Source organism: Spirosoma luteum DSM 19990 (genome assembly GCF_000374065.1).
GTDB lineage: Bacteria > Bacteroidota > Bacteroidia > Cytophagales > Spirosomataceae > Spirosoma > Spirosoma luteum.
Map to the genome: position 1 here is coordinate 94,551 of NZ_KB893254.1, position 21,894 is coordinate 116,444.

The 21,894-nt window shown below is 52.4% G+C and carries 18 protein-coding genes and 1 other RNA gene; 13 read left to right on the plus strand and 6 right to left on the minus strand.

The features are described 5' to 3' along the window. Position 1: 1 nt before the first annotated feature. Entirely contained in the window at positions 2–880 is an 879-nt protein-coding gene (locus B156_RS0111875; protein WP_018619941.1) for a glycerophosphodiester phosphodiesterase family protein, read from the minus strand. A 160-nt stretch (positions 881–1,040) separates the two neighbouring features. On the opposite strand from B156_RS0111875, the gene B156_RS0111880 reads away from it, so the two are divergent. Next, complete coding sequence (locus B156_RS0111880; RefSeq protein ID WP_018619943.1) at positions 1,041–2,057, plus strand: LLM class flavin-dependent oxidoreductase; 1,017 nt, start codon at positions 1,041–1,043, stop codon at positions 2,055–2,057. Between the two features lie 78 nt (positions 2,058–2,135). On the opposite strand, the gene leuS is transcribed toward B156_RS0111880, so the two are convergent. Then, positions 2,136–5,012, minus strand: a complete 2,877-nt coding sequence (leuS, locus tag B156_RS0111885; RefSeq protein WP_018619944.1) for a leucine--tRNA ligase — start codon at positions 5,010–5,012, stop codon at positions 2,136–2,138. 153 nt (positions 5,013–5,165) lie between these two features. Here leuS and B156_RS0111890 point away from each other — a divergent pair, with 153 nt between their 5' ends. The 12 genes from B156_RS0111890 (at position 5,166) to B156_RS29105 (ending at position 17,107) form a co-directional block, all read left to right on the plus strand. Beyond that, entirely contained in the window at positions 5,166–6,995 is a 1,830-nt protein-coding gene (locus tag B156_RS0111890) for a hypothetical protein (RefSeq protein ID WP_018619945.1), read from the plus strand. Between the two features lie 127 nt (positions 6,996–7,122). After that, complete coding sequence (locus B156_RS0111895; protein ID WP_018619946.1) at positions 7,123–8,316, plus strand: S8 family peptidase; 1,194 nt, start codon at positions 7,123–7,125, stop codon at positions 8,314–8,316. An 80-nt stretch (positions 8,317–8,396) separates the two neighbouring features. Then, positions 8,397–8,960, plus strand: coding sequence for a Crp/Fnr family transcriptional regulator (locus tag B156_RS0111900; RefSeq protein WP_018619947.1), 564 nt, complete (start codon positions 8,397–8,399; stop codon positions 8,958–8,960). A gap of 75 nt (positions 8,961–9,035) precedes the next feature. Then, entirely contained in the window at positions 9,036–9,485 is a 450-nt protein-coding gene (locus B156_RS0111905) for a DoxX family protein (RefSeq protein WP_018619948.1), read from the plus strand. A gap of 236 nt (positions 9,486–9,721) precedes the next feature. After that, positions 9,722–10,741, plus strand: coding sequence for a sulfite exporter TauE/SafE family protein (locus tag B156_RS0111910; protein WP_018619949.1), 1,020 nt, complete (start codon positions 9,722–9,724; stop codon positions 10,739–10,741). Between the two features lie 68 nt (positions 10,742–10,809). Continuing rightward, positions 10,810–12,003, plus strand: a complete 1,194-nt coding sequence (locus tag B156_RS0111915; RefSeq protein WP_018619950.1) for a trans-sulfuration enzyme family protein — start codon at positions 10,810–10,812, stop codon at positions 12,001–12,003. A gap of 160 nt (positions 12,004–12,163) precedes the next feature. Next, positions 12,164–13,267: a Gfo/Idh/MocA family protein gene (locus B156_RS0111920; RefSeq protein WP_018619951.1), complete on the plus strand. Its 1,104-nt coding sequence runs from the start codon at positions 12,164–12,166 to the stop codon at positions 13,265–13,267. 2 nt (positions 13,268–13,269) lie between these two features. Beyond that, positions 13,270–14,004: a phosphoadenylyl-sulfate reductase gene (locus tag B156_RS0111925; protein WP_018619952.1), complete on the plus strand. Its 735-nt coding sequence runs from the start codon at positions 13,270–13,272 to the stop codon at positions 14,002–14,004. A gap of 73 nt (positions 14,005–14,077) precedes the next feature. Further along, positions 14,078–14,974, plus strand: coding sequence for a sulfate adenylyltransferase subunit CysD (gene cysD, locus B156_RS0111930; protein WP_018619953.1), 897 nt, complete (start codon positions 14,078–14,080; stop codon positions 14,972–14,974). A 75-nt stretch (positions 14,975–15,049) separates the two neighbouring features. Continuing rightward, positions 15,050–16,315 carry a sulfate adenylyltransferase subunit 1 gene (locus B156_RS0111935; RefSeq protein WP_018619954.1) on the plus strand — a complete coding sequence of 422 codons (1,266 nt, stop codon included), beginning with the start codon at positions 15,050–15,052 and terminating at the stop codon, positions 16,313–16,315. A gap of 44 nt (positions 16,316–16,359) precedes the next feature. Continuing rightward, positions 16,360–16,512 carry a hypothetical protein gene (locus B156_RS32150; protein ID WP_018619955.1) on the plus strand — a complete coding sequence of 51 codons (153 nt, stop codon included), beginning with the start codon at positions 16,360–16,362 and terminating at the stop codon, positions 16,510–16,512. Positions 16,513–16,549: 37 nt separating this feature from the next. Then, positions 16,550–17,107, plus strand: a complete 558-nt coding sequence (locus tag B156_RS29105) for a Uma2 family endonuclease (protein WP_245563729.1) — start codon at positions 16,550–16,552, stop codon at positions 17,105–17,107. A gap of 9 nt (positions 17,108–17,116) precedes the next feature. On the opposite strand, the gene B156_RS0111945 is transcribed toward B156_RS29105, so the two are convergent. The 4 genes from B156_RS0111945 to B156_RS0111955 all read right to left on the minus strand — a co-directional run bounded on the left by B156_RS0111945 (position 17,117) and on the right by B156_RS0111955 (position 21,837). Then, positions 17,117–18,643, minus strand: coding sequence for a glycine--tRNA ligase (locus B156_RS0111945; protein ID WP_018619957.1), 1,527 nt, complete (start codon positions 18,641–18,643; stop codon positions 17,117–17,119). A 225-nt stretch (positions 18,644–18,868) separates the two neighbouring features. Then, an RNA gene (gene rnpB / locus B156_RS30290) (RNase P RNA component class A) lies at positions 18,869–19,279 on the minus strand. Between the two features lie 79 nt (positions 19,280–19,358). Continuing rightward, complete coding sequence (locus B156_RS0111950) at positions 19,359–20,816, minus strand: DUF4403 family protein (RefSeq protein WP_245563728.1); 1,458 nt, start codon at positions 20,814–20,816, stop codon at positions 19,359–19,361. Further along, positions 20,788–21,837, minus strand: coding sequence for a Smr/MutS family protein (locus tag B156_RS0111955; RefSeq protein WP_018619959.1), 1,050 nt, complete (start codon positions 21,835–21,837; stop codon positions 20,788–20,790). The genes B156_RS0111950 and B156_RS0111955 overlap by 29 nt, the downstream gene beginning before the upstream one ends. Positions 21,838–21,894: the final 57 nt, after the last annotated feature.

The following is a 21,894-nucleotide window of genomic DNA, read 5'->3' on the forward strand; positions in this document are numbered from 1 at the left end:
CTCATTTATAAATAATCTTTGCCATTTCCAGTGGCCGGTCGGTGCTCATGATATCCGCCCCATTTTCAACGAACTTACCGTATACCTGATCGCCTTTGGCCGCGGCCTGTTTGTCCAGGTTACCCAGCGTACCCAGAATGCAGGCGATGCCTTTCTGGTGCAGGAACTGGTATAACTCCTTCGGTGGTTCGGTAACGCCTACGAAAGCAACCATCCGATTGTCCGGCACGCCCAGTTCGTGCAGCCGGTCATATTCGGCTTGGTTCCGAATCGTAACGGAAATCATCAAATTCGGGTCGAGTTGGTGGACCAAGGCGGCATCGGTTACGTTGTAGGTGATTATGGCCGCATACGTGCCCGCACCGGTTTTACGAACCATATCCACCACCTTCGCGAAGGATACATTTCGCTTCACATCGAGGGTAAACGTAACTTTGTTTTTACCCCAGCGCAGCACTTCTTCCAGCGTCGGTATTTTATACGCCGTCACATTCCCTTTATTATCCTCCAGCCGATACGGGGCCAGTTCGGCGTAGGTTTTGTCGATGAGTTTACCCGTGCCAGTCGTGGTTCGGTCGAGGGTGGCATCGTGCATCATCACCATCACGCTATCTTTTGTCAGGTCGATATCACATTCAATGACAACCGGGTGCGCTGGGGTCCCAACCTGTTTCGCTACGTAGGCAAACGATTCGATGCAGTTTTCGGGATAGCCCGGCAAATCGCCCCCGCCCCGATGCACCGATATGAGCGGTAGCCGATTCGGTTGGTAAGAAAAAAAGTCCGTGGCTTCCCCCGTAGTGCGATTTGTAGCGGTCTTGGGCGAACAGGTCATCAGCCCGAAGCCGAGACCAAGAATTAGTACTTGCTTATACGTCATATAATCTGGGTATCTGACGATTGACGCTAACGTGTCAGGATGCGACAGGCCAGCAGGAACCGTTCCGACAAATCAACTTGTTAATGAAGAGATTCTTCCAAGCCTTTGCCCAGTTGGCCAGGGCGAATCAAAAATAAGGCAGCAACGAATACAACGTCTCATGATTCCCTTCTCAATTCTTGATTTATCGCCTATTATCGCTGGTAACACAGCCGCGCAGGCGTTTCATAATACGCTTAACCTGGCGCAACACGCTGAGCAGCTGGGCTATAACCGGTACTGGCTGGCCGAGCACCACAACATGCCGGGCGTGGCCAGCGCGGCTACGTCGGTCGTGATTGGTTACGTAGCGGGTGGCACCAAAACGATCCGGGTTGGCTCCGGCGGCATTATGTTGCCGAATCACTCCCCACTGGTCATTGCCGAACAGTTCGGTACGCTGGAATCTCTGTATCCAGGCCGCATCGACTTGGGGCTGGGTCGGGCGCCGGGTTCCGACCAGGCAACGGCCCGGGCGCTGCGCCGAAATGGCACGGGGCCCGATACATTTCCGCAGGATGTAGTGGAGTTACAGAAATACTTTCAGCCCGACGACTCCAATCAATTTGTGCAGGCAGTGCCGGGCGCGGGTCTCAACGTGCCAATCTGGTTGCTGGGTTCCAGCACCTTCGGCGCGCAACTAGCGGCTATCCTGGGCTTACCCTATGCTTTCGCTTCTCACTTTGCCCCAGCCGAACTGATGCGGGCACTGCACGTTTACCGGACGCACTTCAAACCATCGGATACGCTGGCCAAACCGTACGCGATGGTAGCGGCCAACGTTATCGCAGCCGACACCGACCAGGAAGCAAACCATTTATTTACATCGGTTCAGCAACAGTTTCTGTACATCCGGCGCGGACAGGCGCGGCAAATGCAACCACCCGTCGATGACCTGACCGCCCGCTGGCCCGACTATGAACTGGCGGGTATTGATTCAGTATTCCGTTGTTCGGCGGTGGGGTCGCCCGAAACGATTCAGCGAAGCCTGGCCAGTATCATCGAGCAGACTCAGGCTGATGAGTTGATCATCTCGGCTCCCATTTTCGACCACCAGGCCCGGAAACACTCCCTCACCCTAACCGCCCAGGTACGGGATGCCCTGGCCACCCGGCAGGAAGAACCAGCGGTTTTGTAGTTTTTTTGTCATTCCGACGAAGGAGGAATCTCAAGCACATTTACTTGAGATTCCTCCTTCGTCGGAATGACAAAAAAACTACAAAACCACGACGTTCACAATGCGTTTTGGCACCACGACAACCTTCTTCGGGGTTTTGCCTTCCAGCCACTTCTGCACGATTTCGTCGGCCAGCACTTCCCGCTCTATATCGGTTCGGGCGCGGTCGATGGCGAAGCTGATAGTGGTGCGCACTTTGCCGTTAATCTGAATGGGGTACTCGAAGGTATCCTCAACCAGGTAAGCGGGGTTGAATACGGGAAACTCTGCTTTCGAGAGAGTGCCCGGCTCGTTACCCAGAGCCGCCCAAAGTTCCTCCGTGATATGGGGGGCGTAAGGCGACAGAATCAAGACTAGAGCCTGCAAAATGGCCCGCTTGTGGCAGTTCAGCGTGCTCAACTCGTTGACACAAATCATAAATGAGCTAACCGACGTATTAAACGAGTAAGCGTCAATATCACTCTCCGCTTTCTGAATGGCTTTGTGCAGTACTTTCAACTCGGCGGGTGTCGGCTCCTCATCGGTGACAAGCCATTCACTTTCTCCAGTCGGCGTGTCTTTGTAGAACAGCCGCCAGAACTTACGGATGAACCGGTATACGCCGTCGATGCCGTTGGTATTCCAGGGTTTGGCTTGTTCCAGGGGTCCCAGAAACATTTCGTACAGGCGAAGTACATCGGCCCCGTACCGTGTAACTATATCGTCGGGATTCACGACGTTGAACTTCGACTTCGACATTTTCTCCACTTCCACTCCTACCAGATAACGGCCGTCGGGTTCGGTGATAAACTCTGCTGGTCGGCCACTGCCGTTTTCAGCCAAATCCGGTCGCAACTTTCTGAACGCATCAAGGTCAAGCACGTCATTTTCCACGATGTTGACATCAACGTGTATTGGCGTAACTTCCTGTCCATTGAGCTGATTAAAAGAAACAAAAACTGGAGCGATACCTTCATTTCCCGTTGATCTCAGCCGATACACAAAATTGCTCCTGCCCTGAATCATACCCTGGTTGATGAGTTTCTTAAACGGCTCATCCTGCGGCACGTAGCCCCGGTCGTAGAGAAATTTGTTCCAGAAACGGCTGTACAGCAAATGCCCCGTCGCGTGTTCCGTACCCCCGATGTACAGGTCTACATTCTGCCAGTAATTGATGGCTTCCCGGCTTGCAAAGGCGTTGTCGTTTTGCGGGTCCATGTACCGGTACCAGTACCAGGACGACCCTGCCCAACCCGGCATGGTGCTCAGTTCATAGTCGTATCGGGAGCCGTCGCTCTTATTCTGATACTTCCACCCCTCAGCCCGGCCTAAAGGTGGCTCACCGGTTTCGGTTGGCAGGTATTTATCGACGGTGGGTAATTCTAGTGGCAGGTCTTTTTCATCAATCAGGTAAGGGAGCAGCTGGCCGTCGCCACTGTCTTTGAAATACACGGGTACGGGTTCGCCCCAATAGCGCTGGCGACTGAAAACGGCATCGCGCATCCGGAAGTTGATTTTCCCATTGCCCAGGTTACCATCTTCCAGCCAGTCAATCAGGGCGGGCGTGGCCTGCTGGTACGTCATACCGTTGATAATTCCGGAGTTAATGTAACGGCCTTCTTTCGTGTTATCGGCCTGCTGATCAATGGCCTGCTGGCCATCCAGAATGGGGATGATGGGTAAATTAAAGTGTTTGGCGAAGCTCCAGTCACGCTGATCGCCGGAGGGAACGGCCATTACGGCACCCGTACCGTAACCCGCCAGTACATAGTCGGCCAGGAAGATAGGGACCTTTTCGCCATTGACAGGATTGAGGCAATAACTGCCCGTGAACACCCCCGAAACAGCTTTGGTGTCGGCCATCCGGTCGCGCTCGGAGCGCAGTTTAGCCGCGTTCACATAAGCATCCACGGCTTCTTTCTGCTCTGGCGTAGTCAATGTAGCCGCCAGTTCATGCTCAGGAGCCAGCACCATAAACGTTACTCCGTAAATGGTATCGACACGGGTAGTGAACACCTCAATAAACTGCTTACTCTCTGCATCCAACGGGAATTTCACACTCGCTCCTACCGATTTACCAATCCAGTTCCGTTGCTGCTCTTTCAGGGATTCGGTCCAGTCGATGGTGTCCAGACCGGTCAGCAGGCGGTCGGCGTAGGCGGTGATGCGCATCATCCACTGGCGCATCAGTTTCTGCTCAACGGGGTAACCACCCCGCTCTGATACACCGTCTTTCACTTCATCATTAGCCAGCACCGTACCTAGTGCCGGGCACCAGTTCACCACCGCGTTGGCCAGGTACGTCAGACGGTATTTGAGCGTGATGGCGTAAGATTCCGTCTTTGACATCGCGTTCCATTCGGCCGCTGTAAAGGGCGTAATATCCTCATCGCAAACCGCGTTTACGTCGGTCGTGCCGTTCATGGCAAACTTATTCAGGAGCGTGTCAATGGATTCAGCCCGGTCGGTATCCCTGTTGTACCACGAGTTGAACAATTCCATGAAAATCCACTGCGTCCACTTGTAATACGCCGGGTCTGAGGTGCGCACTTCCCGCGACCAGTCGTAGCTGAAGCCAATGTTTTTCAGTTGCTCGATATAGCGCGTCAGGTTCGCTTCGGTCGTAACGGCCGGGTGCTGCCCCGTCTGGATGGCGTATTGCTCGGCGGGTAATCCGAATGAGTCGAACCCCATTGGATGCAGGACATTGTAGCCTTTCAGCCTCTTATACCGCGACACAATATCTGACGCAATATAGCCCAGCGGATGCCCAACGTGCAGCCCCGCCCCCGACGGATACGGGAACATATCGAGAACGTAGTATTTGGGTTTAGCGGACGGTACGCCGTTGCGGTACTCTTCCGGTTTAAAGGTGTTATTAGTATCCCAGAACTGTTGCCAGTACTTTTCAATGGTAGTATGATTGTATTCGGCCATGTGTAGTAGAACAGGGTAGGTACCCCACTCGATTGATGCTGGAAATAGCCCTTCGGCTAATCAGATTGGTTATCTGTGGTTCGTAAGTTGCAAAAATAGCCGTTTACAAAGACTTTTGCCTATCAGCCAGCCGATGATTGTCCAAACGCACGAATGAATCAAGCCTACCCGCCTACTCCATTTTCCTCCATTGACCGGCAGAGCATAGCTGGAGGCAGGGCTGTGTGGTTTTGGGCCGTGGGCCTGGGTATTCTCACGGCATTACTGTGCATCCGGGTCATCGGTGATTTTAGCCACCCCCTCTCCGATGGCAACGACACCGACCAGTTTGAATACGTGGGCTATTTCTTTTACAGGAATCTGTTGCTCTGGCCATTTCCCCACCTCAACCTTATCAACACGCAAACATTTTATCCGTACGGCACCAATCAGGTCTTTCTGGACTGGGGGTTCGAGCGTGATTACTGGTATAGTCTCTGCTATCGGTTGTCTGGCGGCCCCGGCCCGTATTTGCAGTACTATTATGTGTACAGCCTGGTAGTAGCCTCTGTCGGAACATTCGTGTTATTACAGTCCCGATTTGGTATCGGACGAAGTTTTGCAATGGGCCTCATTGTCTCAATCTTCAATTTTTACGCCCTGTTCAAGTTTCCGGTTCACATGAATGTCTGCGTAGCCCACTGGACAACCCTGTGCATTGTGGCTACGTACCGGCTTTTGTACGATATCGTAATTAAGAGACCCGTTTCAGTTGCTTTCGTCCTTTTCTGGCTATGTCTGCACGTGCAGGTATTGAGTCAGGAACTGGCCTACGTAGCTGGGTTTGCGCTGAGTTTCACAACGCTGACTGTCCCCGTTCTGGCGTTTGTGCTGTACCGACAATTTCCGGATGGTAGCCAGTGGCTCACATTGATCATGGACTACGTTCGGGAGCAGTTCACGCATCAGCGAAACGGGATTCTGTTCTGGTTACTGCTGCTGCTGATCAGTTTATACCTCTACCTGCCGCTGACGCTGCAAATTGCTTTTACGGCCTGGTCGTTCGACTTTAGTGCAGTTCCGGAACTACCGGCCTGGTCGCACCCACTTCGGTTGTTTATTCCGTATCTACCTACCGTTCACACGTTTGATGTTAATTACCAGCCTTTCCTGCGCGACACCTTCGAGAGTTTTGGGCAGGGTAGTCCGGGTTTATATCTGACTTTGCTGGCCGGTATAGGTTGGTGGCAAACTCGTAAACGAATAGCCATCTGGTTGCCCATTGTGCTGCTGTTAATGCTATGTCTGTTGTATCATCCCGTCCTGATTCCTACGCTGAAAGTTTTCCCCTGGTTTAGTTTCAACCGGCATGGCGGGCGGGCGAGCCTGATTTATCCGGTGTTGCTGGGCCTGCTTGCCCTCCCCGTTCGCTGGCCCCGCCAACCGATGGGAAAGGTTATTGGTGGTTTATTGCTCTGCCTGATGGGAACGGAGTGGTACGTGGGCTATTCAAACCGACTGACCGGGCCGGTGAGTACGGCATCGGATAGTGTACTGGCGTATTGTGCCGTTATTCGGCAACAGCCGGGGGTAGCGGTACTCGACTGGCCTTTTTGTACAGTCGGGGGCGATGGCGTGGGGATGCAGGAAGGGCTTTGCCCGTATTACAACCAGCAAAACGCGGTTTTCACCTTTCGGCGATTTTACGACAAAAGCGGGGTCGGGCAGTACTTCGGCCGGTTGCACCCCGACCAGATTCAGCCTTTTCTGCGCGATGGCTGGCCCCGGTTACTGGCCCCCGGCTACGTGTTTACCGAAGCCGACTGGCAGTTTCTGGATGCATTTCTACGAACGAATAACTTCGCCGGTTTCAACCTGTATCCCGGTCTGCTAACCCCCGAACAGGTAACCCAGTTTTACCGGCATTATGGCCAACCCATCGCCAAAACGACCCTCCCCGCGGCTGGAAAGGTCGTGTTCATTCCGCTTCGTGAAGAAAAATAGTCGATTATATAAGAGCGCAACGATCCGTTCGTTTTTAGCGTATAGTCAACTACAAACAGACTCCTGAGGTGCATGGTGTGATTGTGTACGATTCTTATTTTTCTATCCGAAGTTTTCGTACATCCCCATGCGATGTTTCTCCTCGTTTGCGACGTTTACTAACGTTGCCCTGCTTGGCTACTGCCTGTTTGGTTGCCAAACCGACAGTAGTGTTGAGCCAGCCAGTATCTCGCCCGATTGTTTGATTAAAGCGTCCGGCAATAACGGGGTTGCTATTGCGGGCTCCTACATCATTACTTATCAACCTGCCCAACCGCTCCCTTCGGCTGCGAATGCCCGCCGGGCTGCCACCGAAGCCATTGCTGAACAATTTCTCGCTGACTTTTCTGTTGCTGATTCACAGGCTGACGTGCTGGCTACCGGCGAACAGGTAAGTTTCCTGGCCCATCTGACCGAAAAAGAATCCGAAAACCTACGCCACGACCCATCGGTCCTACTTGTTGAACCAGACCGCGTTATGGCTATGTGTGGCTGTGTCGACGTAACAACCCCGACCACGCTACCCTGGAACATTGTACAAACTGGCTTCGGACGGGGCGACCGGCAAACCAGTAAGACAGTCTGGATAATCGACACCGGTATCGACCTGGATCACCCCGACCTGAACGTCGACACCGAACGCAGCCGCTCGTTCGTAACGGGCCAACCATCGGCAGATGACTTGAATGGGCATGGCACGCACGTAGCGGGCGTTATTGGGGCAAAAAATAACAACGTCGGCGTAACGGGCGTAGCGTCAGGGGCCCGATTAGTGGCCCTGAAAGTACTGGACCAGTTGGGTGAAGGGAAACTATCAGGAATTATTCAGGCCGTGAATTACGTGGGGCAAAATGGCAAATCGGGTGACGTTGTCAACATGAGCCTGGGCGGTGAAGGGGTGTCAGCTACCCTCGAGCGGGTAATTACACAGGCCGCCAACGCCGGTATTCTGTTTGCTATTGCCGCCGGTAACGACGGCACCAACAGCGATGCCTATTCCCCGGCGCGGGTGAATCACGCCAATGTATTCACGGTTTCGGCCATGAACCGAAACAACCAGTTCGCGTCGTTTTCCAACTTTGGCCCCAGTGTGGACGTTTGCGCCTACGGGGTCAGCATCACATCAACGTACAAGGATGGCCGGTATGCCACCCTGAGCGGTACCTCTATGGCCGCCCCACACGTGGCAGGCCTCTTGCTAATCCGGGGAAGTAACTTTCCGAAGCACGGCACCGTAACGGGTGACCCCGACGGTAAACCCGACCCCATGGCTGGCGAGTAAAGCAGCATTGTCATTTGGGTAAAGCGGATACCGGAACTAACTTCGGCATTTGCTTCTGTACGTATAACTGCCTGACAACTATGGATGAACTACGCCAGTGGCTTGACACACTGTCGCCACAAACCGATGACGAATGGCGCCGTTTTTCTTCCATTGTTGAGCCCGTTACTTACGATAAAAACGATTTTTTGATTCAGGCGGGACAGGTAGAAAAATACATCTACTACGTAACAGAGGGTATGGTGAGGCTGTTCCTGAACGATAATGGCAAAGATATTTCCCTTGACTTTATTTTTAGTCACAACTTTGCCTCTGCTTATTCTTCCTTTCTGACGGGTCAGCCTACCCAGTTTACGGCGCAGGCACTTACAGACGTTCGGGCTTTACGATTTAGCCGAACCAATTTGCTGGCTCTGTATGACCAGTCTCATACAGCGGAACGGATTGGCCGGTTGATTGCCGAACAGGCGTTTCTACGAAAAACCAGTCGTGAAGTCCAGTTTCTAACCAGCTCGGCCAAGCAACGTTATGGGCAGTTGTTGGAACAAAATCCCGTTCTGGTACAGACAATCTCCGTCCGACACCTTGCGTCTTACCTGGGAATCGAACCCGAAAGTCTGAGCCGTATCCGTCGGGACATTTGATTTCCTAACAAATGTTAGTGGCCGGGTAGTTTTTCTACCAGAATTTTGGCCCGTAATTCAACAGATACTGGATTTATGGCTTTCTTTCTGGGTTTATTATCAATGGGAGCGTTGCTGTATGCTATCGGCTGGCTAACCCAAACACCCTATTTGCTCAACACCCATCATGATGCACTTTTGGCAACTGCGTTTATGTTCGTGCTGGTTGGGCTGTTGCACCTCCGCAAGCCAGAGCAGCTTACCTACATGGTTCCGACGTTCATGCCAAACGCCCGTCTGCTCGTGCTGCTTTCGGGTGGAGCCGAAATTATAGGGGGTATCGGCCTACTGTTTCCAGCCACCAGCGTTTGGGCCGCCTGGGAGTTAATCATTTTACTGGTTGCCCTATTCCCGGCCAACATTAATGTAGCGGTTCACCATCTTCCTGCACCGGGAGGTTTACCCGCTAAACCCTGGTACACCTGGTCTAGACTGTTATTTCAGCCACTATACATCCTGTGGATCTGGTACGCAGCCCTGGTGTAAATAATCGAGTTAGGGATGTTTGGATGGCACAGCTTGCATCTTTCCCCCCATCAATCGTATCTTTGTGGCACCTTTTCAGCCGTACCGAGGTTATTTGGTCTGAAACGATAGCATAGCACGCGGCACAACAATGTGCCGTTTTTCGTAAAGAAATTAATCTATTAACTCGATAGGCATTATACTGTATGCATCCACAGGTAGCCTCTTCCGTCCCCGATTCAGTTGCGAAACCGACGATGGTGACAACACCCGCACTGGACCTTAACGGATTAACAATCAGTATTAAGGGTGAAAACGCGGTGCAGCAGGCCGAAGCCCTGCGTGTCGCTTTTCCATCGGCTACTGTTCAGACGAACATACCACAGCCACTCCTTCGGCGACGCAACTGGACGGAAATAGCCATCTACGTTTTTTCGGCGCTGGCCCTGATGATTGTTGGTCATCTGCTGTTCAGTTACTTTACCCTGGACCGGCTAACGCTCCTGGCCAGTTCCATCGACCTCACGCCTGAAATTTTCTATTTTATTCTGGCCGGATTCATTGCCCAGATGATTGACGGGGCACTGGGAATGGCCTATGGCGTAACGGCTACTACCTTCCTGACCAGCGTGGGTATCAGCCCATTATTTGCTACAGCCAGTGTGCATAGTTCCGAGATTTTCACCTCGGGCGTGTCGGGGTATATGCACCTCAAGTTCGGCAACGTGAACAGTCGCCTGTTTAAGGTTGTGCTGATTCCTGGGGTTATCGGCGCGGCTTTGGGAGCCTACTTACTTAGTCAGTTGGCTGCCCTGGATGTGGTGGCCAAATACTTAACGCCCGGCATCTCGGTCTATACGGCTATTCTGGGTATCTTGATTTTAAAGAAAGCCCTGGTTAAAAAACCCAAGAAACGCCCCATCAGGCGCATCGGTTTGCTGGCCTGGTTTGGCGGCTTTGTTGATGCCATCGGGGGTGGTGGCTGGGGACCTATCGTTAACTCCACCCTGATTGCCGCCGGTCGGCATCCACGCTATACGATTGGGTCGGTCAATCTGGCCGAATTCTTCGTTTCGTTCGCTTCATCGGTCGTTTTTGCTTTCTATGCCGGGCTGGGAAATTACGGTCTGGTTATTCTGGGGCTGATTCTGGGTGGTATGATTGCCGCCCCGATAGCGGCCCACCTGTCGCAGAAGCTACCCGTTAAAACCATGATGATTCTGGTCGGAATTGTGGTTATCATCGTAAGTTTGCGGAAAATTATTTTATTCTTTTAGACACAGCATAAAAGAAGATAGACAAAGGACTTCGGCCTTTTCTCAACTATCTTTTATTATTTTACCTGATGAAAAAACAGACCAAAGCCATTCGTACCCAGACAAAGCAATCGCAGAACCGCGAGCATTCGGTCCCCTTGTACCTCACGTCGAGTTTCACGTTCGAGAGTGCCGAGCAGGGAAAAGCGTTGTTTGAAGAAACCGAAGAGGGCAACATTTACTCCCGTTTCTCAAACCCCAACGTCACGGAGTTTGTCGATAAAGTTTGTATGCTGGAGAATGCCGAAGAGGGCATTGCAACAGGAACGGGAATGGCAGCTGTTTTTGCCAGTATGGCGGCCCTGCTCAAATCCGGCGACCATATCGTGGCCTGCCGGGCGTTGTTTGGGTCGGCCCATCAGGTTATAACCCAGATTCTGAGCAAGTGGGGTATCACGCATACCTACGTGGATGCCTCGGCCACCGAAGCCGAGTGGGAAGCGGCCATACAGCCCACTACCCGCATGGTGTATCTGGAAACGCCCTCCAACCCGGGTCTGGAGTTGGTCGACCTGGAAATGCTGGCCCGTCTGAAAGCGAAATACGGCTTCATATTGAACGTTGACAACTGCTTTGCCACCCCTATTCTACAAACACCCATTGATTTGGGCGCTGATTTGTCGGTGCATTCGGCCACGAAATATATGGATGGCCAGGGGCGTGTTCTGGGCGGCATTGTTGTGGGTCGGGCCGATTTGATTCAGTCAATCCGGTTCTTTGCGCGCCATACCGGCCCGTCGCTATCTCCTTTCAATGCGTGGGTGCTGTCCAAGAGTCTGGAGACGCTGGATTTACGGATGGAACGGCACTGTCGCAACGCCCTGCAACTGGCCGAGGCCCTGGATGCCCATGCCGATGTAGAGCGGACGTTATATCCATTCCTTCCCTCCCACCCGCAGTACGACTTAGCCAGACAGCAGATGAGCGCGGGCGGTGCTATCGTCACCATTGAACTGGCGGGTGGCTTCGAGCGGGTGAAAGCCTTTTTTGACGCCCTTACTATTCCGAGTCTTTCCTCTAACCTGGGTGACTCCCGCACGATTGTTACCAACCCGAACACCACGACCCACGCCAAGCTTAAACCCGACGAGAAAGCTGCGCTGGGTATCACACCGGGTTTAATCCGGATTTCGGTGGGTCTGGAAGCGATTGAGGATCTGATTGCCGATTTTACGCAGGCTATTGAAACGTCTGCTGAGGTAGTGAAGGAACAGGTAGCCTGACGTATTAGCGAGTGGCTACAGGCGTTTGTCAGCGAATCAGGTCAGCCATTCCTCATTGGAAGCAGCAATCCAATAACGGGCCAATGAACTGATTAACAGCGGAAATCTATTATTCTAAATTCATTCAGATAGCATCAGATTAACCTAAATCCTTCCAACCATGGTACGAATCGCCTTAGCTGTAGCCTTCATTCTGTTAACTCAGCTAACCAATGCCCAAACAGTTAAAAAGCCGCTTCGCGTGGGGGTGGTGGGGCTAGTGCATTCGCACGTGGGCGGCATTTTGAATAAAGCCTTTAAACAACCTAACCAGACGGATATTGAAATTGTGGGTATTGCCGAACCCAACCGTGAACTGGCCGAACGGTTCGCCAAGCGGTACGGCTTTCCCATGAGCATCGTGTATCCCACCATTGCCGAAATGCTCGACAAGACCAAACCCGAAGCAGCCACGGACTTTGGGCAGATTATCGATCATAAGAAAACGGTAGAACTCTGCGCTCCCCGACACATTCATGTGATGGTAGAGAAGCCGCTGGCTACGAGTTATGCCGATGCCAAACAGATGGCCGCTCTGGCGCGAAAGAATAACATCCAGCTCCTGACCAATTACGAAACCACCTGGTACGGCAGTAATCATAAAGCGTATGAGCTTGTCAAACAGGACAAGGCCGTGGGCGATATCCGGAAGATTGTGGTACACGACGGGCATCAGGGTCCGAAGGAAATTGGCGTGCAAAAAGAGTTTCTGGACTGGCTCACCGACCCCGTTCAGAATGGAGCGGGGGCCTTGTTCGACTTTGGCTGCTACGGTGCGAACCTTTCCACCTGGCTCATGGACAACCAGCGTCCAACGTCGGTGATGGCCGTAACGCAGCAGATAAAACCGGACATTTACCCTAAAGTAGATGACGAAGCCACCATCATCGTGACCTATCCAAAGGCTCAGGCTATCATTCAGGGCTCCTGGAACTGGCCTTTTGCCCGGAAAGACATGGAAGTATATGGCCAGCACGGCTACGTCTTCACGGTCGATGGATCGAAAATGAAGGTTCGTTATAAAGACGAAAAAAGTGAGCACGCTATGGAGGCTCCACAAAGTGAAGCCCCCGCTCCAGATCCCTTTGCCTACCTGGCCCGGCTCATTCGGGGTGAAACCAAACCCGATGCCCTGACTTCGCTGGAGAACAACCTTGTCACCATGGAAATCCTGGATGCTGCCCGCCAGTCGGCCAAAACGGGGAAAGTAGTTAAATTGAACTAATTATGATAGCAGAACCAATCGCACACACGCTCGAAAGCCTGACCGAAAAACTGACTGGTCTGAGCAATATCGAAGCCCTGCGGACACTTGCCGACCTATTCCCCGGCGAGGTCGTTTTTTCGACCAGTCTAGGTTACGAAGATCAGGTGATTACTGATCTGATTCGGGCCAATGATATTCCCATCCGCATCTTCACCCTGGACACGGGACGAATGTTTGCGGAGACGTACTCGGTCTGGAAAAAAACCAATGATCGGTACGCCACCAAAATTGAGGCTTTCTTTCCGGACCGCACGGCTGAAGAAGCATTGATGAGCACCAAAGGACCATACAGCTTTTACGATTCGGTCGAAAACCGAAAAGAGTGCTGCGGCATCCGAAAAGTAGAACCATTAAACCGGGCATTAAAAGGACAGAAAATCTGGGTTACGGGCATCCGCGCCGAGCAATCGGCTAATCGCCAGTCGATGCCTCAACTGGAATGGGATGAAGCGCATTCGCTCTACAAATTTCATCCGTTGATGGACTGGACCTTTGACGAAGTAAAGCAGTACGTGAAAGACAACAATGTGCCGTATAACCCACTCCACGACAAAGGGTTTGTCAGCATCGGTTGCCAGCCATGCACCCGTGCCATTCAGCCGGGCGAAGACTTCCGCGCGGGGCGGTGGTGGTGGGAAGACAACTCCAAGAAGGAATGTGGCTTGCACACCCACGAAGAAGCGTTTAAACCATAAAGAGTGGCAGAATGAAAGAGTGACCATACAACGCTACTGCTCTTTCATTCTGCCGCTCATTCACTCGTTAATCATGGATTATTTAGACCAACTCGAATCCGAATCCATCCACATTATGCGGGAGGTAGCCGGGCAATTTGAGCGACCTGCGCTGCTGTTTTCGGGTGGCAAGGACTCCATCACGCTGGTGCATCTGGCCCTGAAAGCGTTCAGACCCGGTAAGCTTCCCTTTCCACTCGTTCATATCGACACGGGGCATAATTTCCAGGAAGTACTTGATTTTAGGGATAAACTGGCGGCCCAGATCGGTGAAAAACTAATCGTTCGCCACGTGGAAGATACCATCCGGGAAAAGAACCTGAAGGAGCCAACGGGGCGTAATGCGACCCGAAATGGTCTTCAGACGTTTACTCTCCTGGATGCCATAGAAGAATGGGAATTCGATGCCTGCATTGGCGGAGCACGCCGGGATGAAGAAAAGGCCCGCGCCAAAGAGCGTGTATTTTCCGTGCGCAACGAATTTGGCTCATGGGACCCCAAACGCCAACGCCCCGAACTCTGGAACCTCTACAACGGCCGGATTCATAAGGGTGAAAACGTCCGGGTTTTCCCTATCTCGAACTGGACCGAACTGGATGTCTGGAATTACATCCGGCGGGAAAAAATCGACCTGCCCAGCATCTATTTCGCCCACGAACGGGAGTTATTAATCCGTGATGGCAAGTTGATGGCTACGGCCGGGGGCGTTATTAAACAGGAGTCCGACGATCAGGTAGTACGTCGTCATGTACGGTTCCGCACCGTAGGCGACATCTCATGCACAGCTGCCTCCGAATCGCAGGCAGCTACGCTGGACAGTGTCATTGCCGAAATTCAGGCGACGCGCATCTCCGAACGGGGCGAAACCCGCATGGACGATCAACTCAGTGAAGCCGCCATGGAAGACCGCAAAAAAGGCGGGTATTTTTAATTGTGAATGATAAATGATGAACTTATATAATGGCTCATCATTCACCACTCATAATTCATCATTCATAATTGACCAATGGACCTTCTTAGATTTATAACCGCCGGGTCGGTTGACGACGGCAAAAGCACGCTCATCGGGCGGCTCCTTTACGATTCCAAATCCATCCTGACCGATCAGCTTGAAGCGATTGAGCGCGCCAGCAAAAGCCGGAATGATGGTAGCATCGATCTGGCACTTCTCACCGATGGGCTGCGCTCCGAACGGGAACAGGGTATTACGATTGACGTAGCCTACCGCTATTTTCAGACCCCGAAGCGTAAGTTTATCATTGTGGATGCGCCGGGGCACATTCAATACACCCGGAATATGGTGACGGGTGCCAGCAACTGTCAACTGGCCATTGTGCTGGTCGATGCGCGGCTTGGCGTGGTGGAGCAAACCCGCCGGCACTCGCTCATTGCCTCGTTGCTGGGCATCCCCCACCTGGTGGTAGCCATCAACAAAATGGATTTAGTCGGGTATTCGCAGGATGTGTACTCCGACATCTGCATTCACTATGCCGACTTGGCCAAAAAGCTGAATGCGCATCAGGTCACCTACATTCCCATGAGTGCGCTCAATGGGGACAACGTAGTGGATCGGTCAACGTCAATGCCCTGGTACGAAGGGCCAACGCTGCTCGATCATCTGGAAACGGTAGCCATTGACGATGAAGCGGACGGCGAACCTCGTGACCATCACCCTGCCCGCTTTCCGGTTCAATACGTTATTCGTCCGCAGACGGCTGAACTGCACGACTACCGGGGCTACGCGGGTAAAATCACCAGCGGAATTTTCCGTAAGGGGGATGCGATAACCGTTCTTCCTTCCGGTGCCACCTCCACCATCGATGCGATTGAAGTAGCGGAGAAGCACCTGGACGAAGCCGTAACGCCCCAGTCTGTTGTGCTACACTTAGCTACCGACATCGACATCAGCCGGGGTGACCTCATTGTCCGCTCTGAACGGTTACCGGTAACCAGCCAAACCGTAGAAGCCATGCTATGCTGGATGGACACGAAAGAACTGAAAGCCGGGAGCAAGTATATGTTGCAGGTTGGCACCTTCCGAACGCGCTGTTCGGTGCGGGAGATTGCGTATCAGCTCAACATCGAAACCTACGAACAGATAGAAGGCGTTGACAACCTGAAACTGAACGACATGGCCAAAGTAGTCCTGCGGACGGCCCAGCCCATTAGTTTTGACCCCTATCCTAAGAATCGCACAACGGGTGGTGCTATCCTGATCGACGAAACATCGAACGTAACGGTGGGTGCCCTGATGCTGATGGGTGAGGTGTAGTTACCCTTGCTTTTTCGTATATTTGATACATACCATCTGCGAACATGACCGAATTAGCTGCCCAATTGCTCGAATCACCGAAGGCCCCGCAGATCATTCAGCAGGTGCGGGCTATTCTGAACGACGAACAAAAACGTCGGCGTGCCTTTTACGAATGGATGGACGACGATATGAAATCGGTCCGCCGAAGCGGCTGAATTCATCAACGGCGAAATCGTTGTTCGTTCACCTGCCCTGGAAAAACATAATGCGGCTGTTTTACGGCTTGGCATGTTGCTGAGCGCCTTTGTTGATGCACGGGAGTTAGGCATAGTTACTGTCGAAAAAGCCCTTGTCGAGCTTACCCGCAATAGCTACGAACCCGACATCTGCTATTTTGGTCCCGATAAAGCCTCGACCATCAAACCTGATTTACTTTACTACCCAGCCCCTGATTTAGTCGTTGAAGTATTATCAAAGAGCACGCAGAAAAACGACCGGGAAATTAAGTTTGAGGATTACGCAGCCCATGGCGTAGGCGAATACTGGCTCATTGACCCTACCCGCCAAACGGTAGAACTGTTTTCCCTTGATGCCGATACGGAAGCCTACGCGCTGGTTGGTCTCTATCGAATGGGCGACTCGGTTAGTAGTCAAACGCTGGCTGGGTTTTCGATTCCCGTAAAGGCTATTTTTGATGCGCAGGCGAATATGGCCGCCCTTCGAACGTACTGTCAAAGAATTCATAATAACGGATTGCAACACGCAAAAGCCCCGGAAGGAAGCTTCCGGGGCTTTTGCGTATGCGGATGAATCGATCGTTTACATTTTCTCCAGTAATCGCTCCATCGAAACCTCCTGCCCGATATAGCTCTTTAATTCACTAATGGGAATGCGAACCTGCTCCGTGGTATCCCGGTGACGAACGGTAACGGTGTTATCGTCCAGCGTCTGGTAATCAACGGCGATGCAAAACGGCGTACCAATCAAATCCTGGCGGGTGTACCGCTTCCCAATGGCATCGCGCTCTTCCATAATCACCCGAAAGTCAAACCGGAGACTCTTCATAATCTCCTCCGCTTTTTCGGGCAGGCCATCCTTGCGAACAAGGGGAAATATAGCCGCTTTGATGGGAGCCAGTGCCGGATGTAATTTCAGATACGTGCGTTCTTTTTGCTGATCGCCCTCCCCTATCGTTTCTTTGGTAAAAGCATTACAAAACACGGCCAGAAACAATCGGTCGGCCCCAACGGAGGTTTCCACTACGTACGGAATATAGTTACCGAAGGGTTTTCCGGTCGATTCGTCGATGTCGTTATCAAAATACTGTTGCTTTTTGCGGCTTAGCTCCTGGTGGGCTTTCAGGTCAAAATCCGTGCGGGAGTGAATACCCTCCATTTCGCGGAAACCGAACGGGAATTTATATTCGATATCCACAGCGGCATTAGCATAGTGCGCCAGTTTTTCGTGAATATGAAACTTTAGTTTTTCGGCGGGGAGCCCCACTGCCTGGTGGAACTTCATGCGGGTGTCACGCCATTTTTCATACCATGCCATTTCAGTGCCGGGTCGTACAAAAAACTGCATTTCCATCTGTTCGAACTCACGCATCCGGAACGTAAACTGCCGGGCCACGATCTCATTCCGGAAGGCTTTCCCAATCTGGGCAATCCCAAACGGAATTTTCATTCGACCCGTTTTCTGCACGTTCAGGAAATTCACGAAAATACCCTGTGCGGTTTCGGGGCGGAGGTAAATCAAACTGGCATCTTCGGCCAGTGACCCTACCTGCGTGGAAAACATCAGGTTAAACTGCCGCACTTCCGTCCAGTTGTCCGTACCCGACACGGGGTCTTTGATGCCTTCGGCTATAATCAGGTTACGAACGCCTTCCAGGTCATTATCACCCAGCAAACGACCCATTTCCTGTAATAGCGCTGTGCTTTTCGCTTCGTCGCCCGCATTGGCGTACGCTTCGGCTTTTAGTTCGAGGAGTTGATCTGCCCGGTACCGTTTTTTGGAATCCCGGTTGTCAATCATGGGGTCGTTGAAGGAATCAACGTGCCCCGACGCTTTCCAGGTGAGCGGGTGCATGAAGATAGAGGCATCAATCCCAACCACCGAATCATGGAGTTGGGTCATGGCCTTCCACCACAGTGTTTTTAGGTTATTCTTGAGTTCAACGCCATTCTGACCGTAGTCGTACACGGCCTGCAACCCATCATAGATTTCAGAGGATGGAAATACAAAGCCATATTCCTTGGCGTGAGCGATAATATCCTGCAGCGTTGTCGCCGGGAAGCCGGCGGCTGGCGGTCCGTCATTACGGGGTACTTGTGTAGTATTCATACGTGGGCGCAAAAATACGGTTTTCTGCCCAAGTGCTGCTTCTGGACTCGCTATAATTTAAAACCCAGTCAGGCTACGAGTTACGAACGCTCATGGTTGCACCTCCCAGCATAATTTACGTCCAAGCGAGTTACTCGCTGTAACGAACAAGCTGATTAACTCCGCTAACTGGCGGAGTTCATTTAAACCCTGCCTTGCCTCTGTCCCTATTCGTAAAAAATCCCCAACCAGCCCAGACCTATAAGCCGGGTTCTGTCTTCCTGCCTTTCCGCTTGCGCGTCCCGGCAGAATGGCCTATCATTTATCTGGGATGCCGGTCACCCGACACCTCGTTCGACCTACCCGCGTCGGCATCCGGTTGCCCGGAACGGAAACGAGCCGCCCCACGTCCGACGCTTATTTGGTCTTTCAGCCCCTAAGGGTTGCCGTGCCCCACTGGTCACCCACTGGGCGGTAGGCTCTTACCCCACCGGTTCGCCCTTATCCCGCTTGCAGCGGGACGGTATATTTTCTGTTGCCCTGTCTGTCGAATGGCCGTTCCCAGCCATCCGCCTTCCCGTTAGGAAGTAGGGTGCTCTGCGCTGCCCGGACTTTCCTCATCCCGCCAAGGCGGAACGCGATAAGCCAGCCTGAGTTGGTTGGAGATGACAAAGGTACTACTGAATGACTACCAACGGGCTATGCATATTCATAAAATGACTACGCGCAGCAGCCTTCAAAGACCCTGCACTTTTACGTTGATGCGTCCCCGGGCGTTCACAACGGCCAGTAGGGAAGTTGGGGTCAGGTACACCTGGTCGGGCCGTATTTCGTCAATGCGTCCGTTTATGGTTATCCCTTTGGCAATCTGATTGTTCCTGAGCTGCTCCTGCAATAACTTTTGCATGTCGGCAATCTGGGAGCCAACCGGAATGGTCAGTTCTTTCTGCAGGGTTCGGGCAAAGGTGCCTTTCAACAGCCAGCTGGCCGACCGTTGCAGCACGCTTTTGGTATCCAGATCATATTCCAGGTCTTTCAGGGAAATAGTCTGATTCGTTGGATCATAATACGGTCGGCCGCGGAGGTAGATGTCACCCTTGACCGTACCTTTTAGGCCGGCCTTTATAATCAGATTATCGTTCTGACCGTACATATCCATGCTGGTGATCGTTATCGAATAGCGGTTATCACTGAATGAAAACGACTTTCCAACAAATTCATCGGCTACGAGTTTGGCTGCTTCAGGATAACTGGCTTCACTGAGCAGGCCAATCTGAAAATCATCTTTCACCCGCGGCACCATCGTCAGGTCGGGCAGGGATACGGCGGATGGCACAACCGGTTTAGGGCCTGTAGTAGTCAACATGTGCCCTTCAATACCGATAGTGGCCTGAATTACGCGCCCCTCAAACCGTAAGGGAGTAATAAGTATCCGCTTTGGAACAACCTGGAGATACGTACGGTACTGTTCCGAAATCAGCCGTGGCTCGCGCAGCGTATTCCAGGCCTTCAGGACGGGAGTACGTAGGTCGACGTTCCGGCGAACCTGCTGGTCGATGGTTTTGGTAATACTCCCCAGATTCTTATCAATCAACCCACTCACAATATTTGTAATTGGGATGGCAAATCCGACAAAATTCACCGTGGGTCGACGCACCCAACTGTAGCCATCGGCCTGAGTCTGGGTATTGACAGACCAGTCGTGGTCGAGGGCAAGACTGGTTTTGAACCGCAAATCAATTTCGAACTCCGTTTCTTTATACTGCGTGAATCCCAGCACTGATATACCTGCTTTAGCCCATATTTTCAGAGGAACCGTGAAGTGCAGCAAACTGTCGTGGGCCGTAACGAGCAGGTTGCTACGCTTCCAGACTTTAACCATAAACTGGTCGTTTCCATTATCAGTCAGGCTGTTATCTTCATAAATAAGCCCGTTTACCTGTACGTTGATTTGCCGCTCCACATCATCCATCGCAATGGAAACGGGAACATGAACGGTGGACAAAAAGCGTTCGTTACGAACTTCCATTTCGGTCGTGTTATAAGACTCTTTGGGGGCTTTGGTTTCTAAGCGGTCACCTGATGGCTGACAGGCAAAGACCAGGAAGTACAGCACGACCGAACACCGGCGCATCAGGGTGTATCCAGCCGCCAGGCCAGGGCCACTATTTAATTGTAACCTTCGTGGCACCATAGCCAAACTTCTGTTTCTGAGCGTCTTCAAAGAATTTAACGTTGGGATGCTGCCCCAGCCGCCGGTGTAATTCCGACCGCAGGGCACCACTGCCAATACCGTGAATAAACGTTACATCGCTCATGCCGCTGGCAATGGCGTTTTCGAGTGACCGCTCGAAGGTATCGAGCTGGAGTTTCAACAGGTCGGCGGGCGTGCGGTTTCCTGAACCGTTGGGCAACAACTCCTCAATGTGCAAATCAACAATGGAAGCTGGCCGCTCAATTGACACACTCATCGGACCAGATTTGGGTTTGAGCATCTCCGCTTTCAACTCGTCGGGGCGAATCGTGGTCATCTTCAACTGGGCGGGCGTAACACTCGCAGCCTGCTGTTGGCTGCTACCTTCCCCGGGCTTGCCGGGCACAGTGGTATCTTCATCCAGCTGAGTCTGAAAACCGGGCAGGTTAAGTACCGGCAGCGTCATTTTCTGCTTAAAAAAGGTGGTAGCCCGCGCCTTGAAACGCTTTATCAGCGGTGGGCGTAATGACGACTTACCAGCCCGGAACCACAGCCCCTGCACCACAAAGGTTGGCCAGTTCTCAAACTGGGCGTGCACGTACAGGTCGTTCATTTTCTGTTGCGACTTCGGTTTCAGCAGACCGCTGTGCAATCCCCGAAACTGGACACCACCCCCTGGTGCTGCCGACTCCTCACCCAGCGCGTACGCGAACTCCCAGTCCGTATTGTTGATGAGGTGCAGCGTATACTCCCGGTCATTGACGGGTAAAAACCCCAGATAAATACCCTGATTCGACAGAATAACGGGTGCCGCCGGAGCCGCCGTTTTCTGGGGAGCATAGGTATTGGTTTTAAGCAGTCGCTCGGATTCGAGGGGGGAAACGGAGACCAGTTCCGAGCGCATTACCGGAATACGAAATCCATCTTCAATTTCAATTTCAATCATGTCGCCAGGTAAAAACCGCGACACAACGCCCTGTTCTTTCGCCCGTAACAACCGGACTTTATCGCCAATATTCATAATAATCAGTCAGTTATACTTTTGGGGAGTCGTTCCAAATAACGACTCCCCAAAAGT

Excerpts from the sequence above, each read along its gene's own strand:
- B156_RS0111875 (WP_018619941.1), bottom strand. The coding sequence starts at position 880 with ATGACGTATAAGCAAGTACTAATTCTTGGTCTCGGCTTCGGGCTGATG.
- B156_RS0111880 (WP_018619943.1), top strand. The coding sequence starts at position 1,041 with ATGATTCCCTTCTCAATTCTTGATTTATCGCCTATTATCGCTGGTAAC.
- leuS (WP_018619944.1), bottom strand. The coding sequence starts at position 5,012 with ATGGCCGAATACAATCATACTACCATTGAAAAGTACTGGCAACAGTTC.
- B156_RS0111890 (WP_018619945.1), top strand. The coding sequence starts at position 5,166 with ATGAATCAAGCCTACCCGCCTACTCCATTTTCCTCCATTGACCGGCAG.
- B156_RS0111895 (WP_018619946.1), top strand. The coding sequence starts at position 7,123 with ATGCGATGTTTCTCCTCGTTTGCGACGTTTACTAACGTTGCCCTGCTT.
- B156_RS0111900 (WP_018619947.1), top strand. The coding sequence starts at position 8,397 with ATGGATGAACTACGCCAGTGGCTTGACACACTGTCGCCACAAACCGAT.
- B156_RS0111905 (WP_018619948.1), top strand. The coding sequence starts at position 9,036 with ATGGCTTTCTTTCTGGGTTTATTATCAATGGGAGCGTTGCTGTATGCT.
- B156_RS0111910 (WP_018619949.1), top strand. The coding sequence starts at position 9,722 with ATGGTGACAACACCCGCACTGGACCTTAACGGATTAACAATCAGTATT.
- B156_RS0111915 (WP_018619950.1), top strand. The coding sequence starts at position 10,810 with ATGAAAAAACAGACCAAAGCCATTCGTACCCAGACAAAGCAATCGCAG.
- B156_RS0111920 (WP_018619951.1), top strand. The coding sequence starts at position 12,164 with ATGGTACGAATCGCCTTAGCTGTAGCCTTCATTCTGTTAACTCAGCTA.
- B156_RS0111925 (WP_018619952.1), top strand. The coding sequence starts at position 13,270 with ATGATAGCAGAACCAATCGCACACACGCTCGAAAGCCTGACCGAAAAA.
- cysD (WP_018619953.1), top strand. The coding sequence starts at position 14,078 with ATGGATTATTTAGACCAACTCGAATCCGAATCCATCCACATTATGCGG.
- B156_RS0111935 (WP_018619954.1), top strand. The coding sequence starts at position 15,050 with ATGGACCTTCTTAGATTTATAACCGCCGGGTCGGTTGACGACGGCAAA.
- B156_RS32150 (WP_018619955.1), top strand. The coding sequence starts at position 16,360 with ATGACCGAATTAGCTGCCCAATTGCTCGAATCACCGAAGGCCCCGCAG.
- B156_RS0111945 (WP_018619957.1), bottom strand. The coding sequence starts at position 18,643 with ATGAATACTACACAAGTACCCCGTAATGACGGACCGCCAGCCGCCGGC.
- B156_RS0111950 (WP_245563728.1), bottom strand. The coding sequence starts at position 20,816 with ATGGTGCCACGAAGGTTACAATTAAATAGTGGCCCTGGCCTGGCGGCT.
- B156_RS0111955 (WP_018619959.1), bottom strand. The coding sequence starts at position 21,837 with ATGAATATTGGCGATAAAGTCCGGTTGTTACGGGCGAAAGAACAGGGC.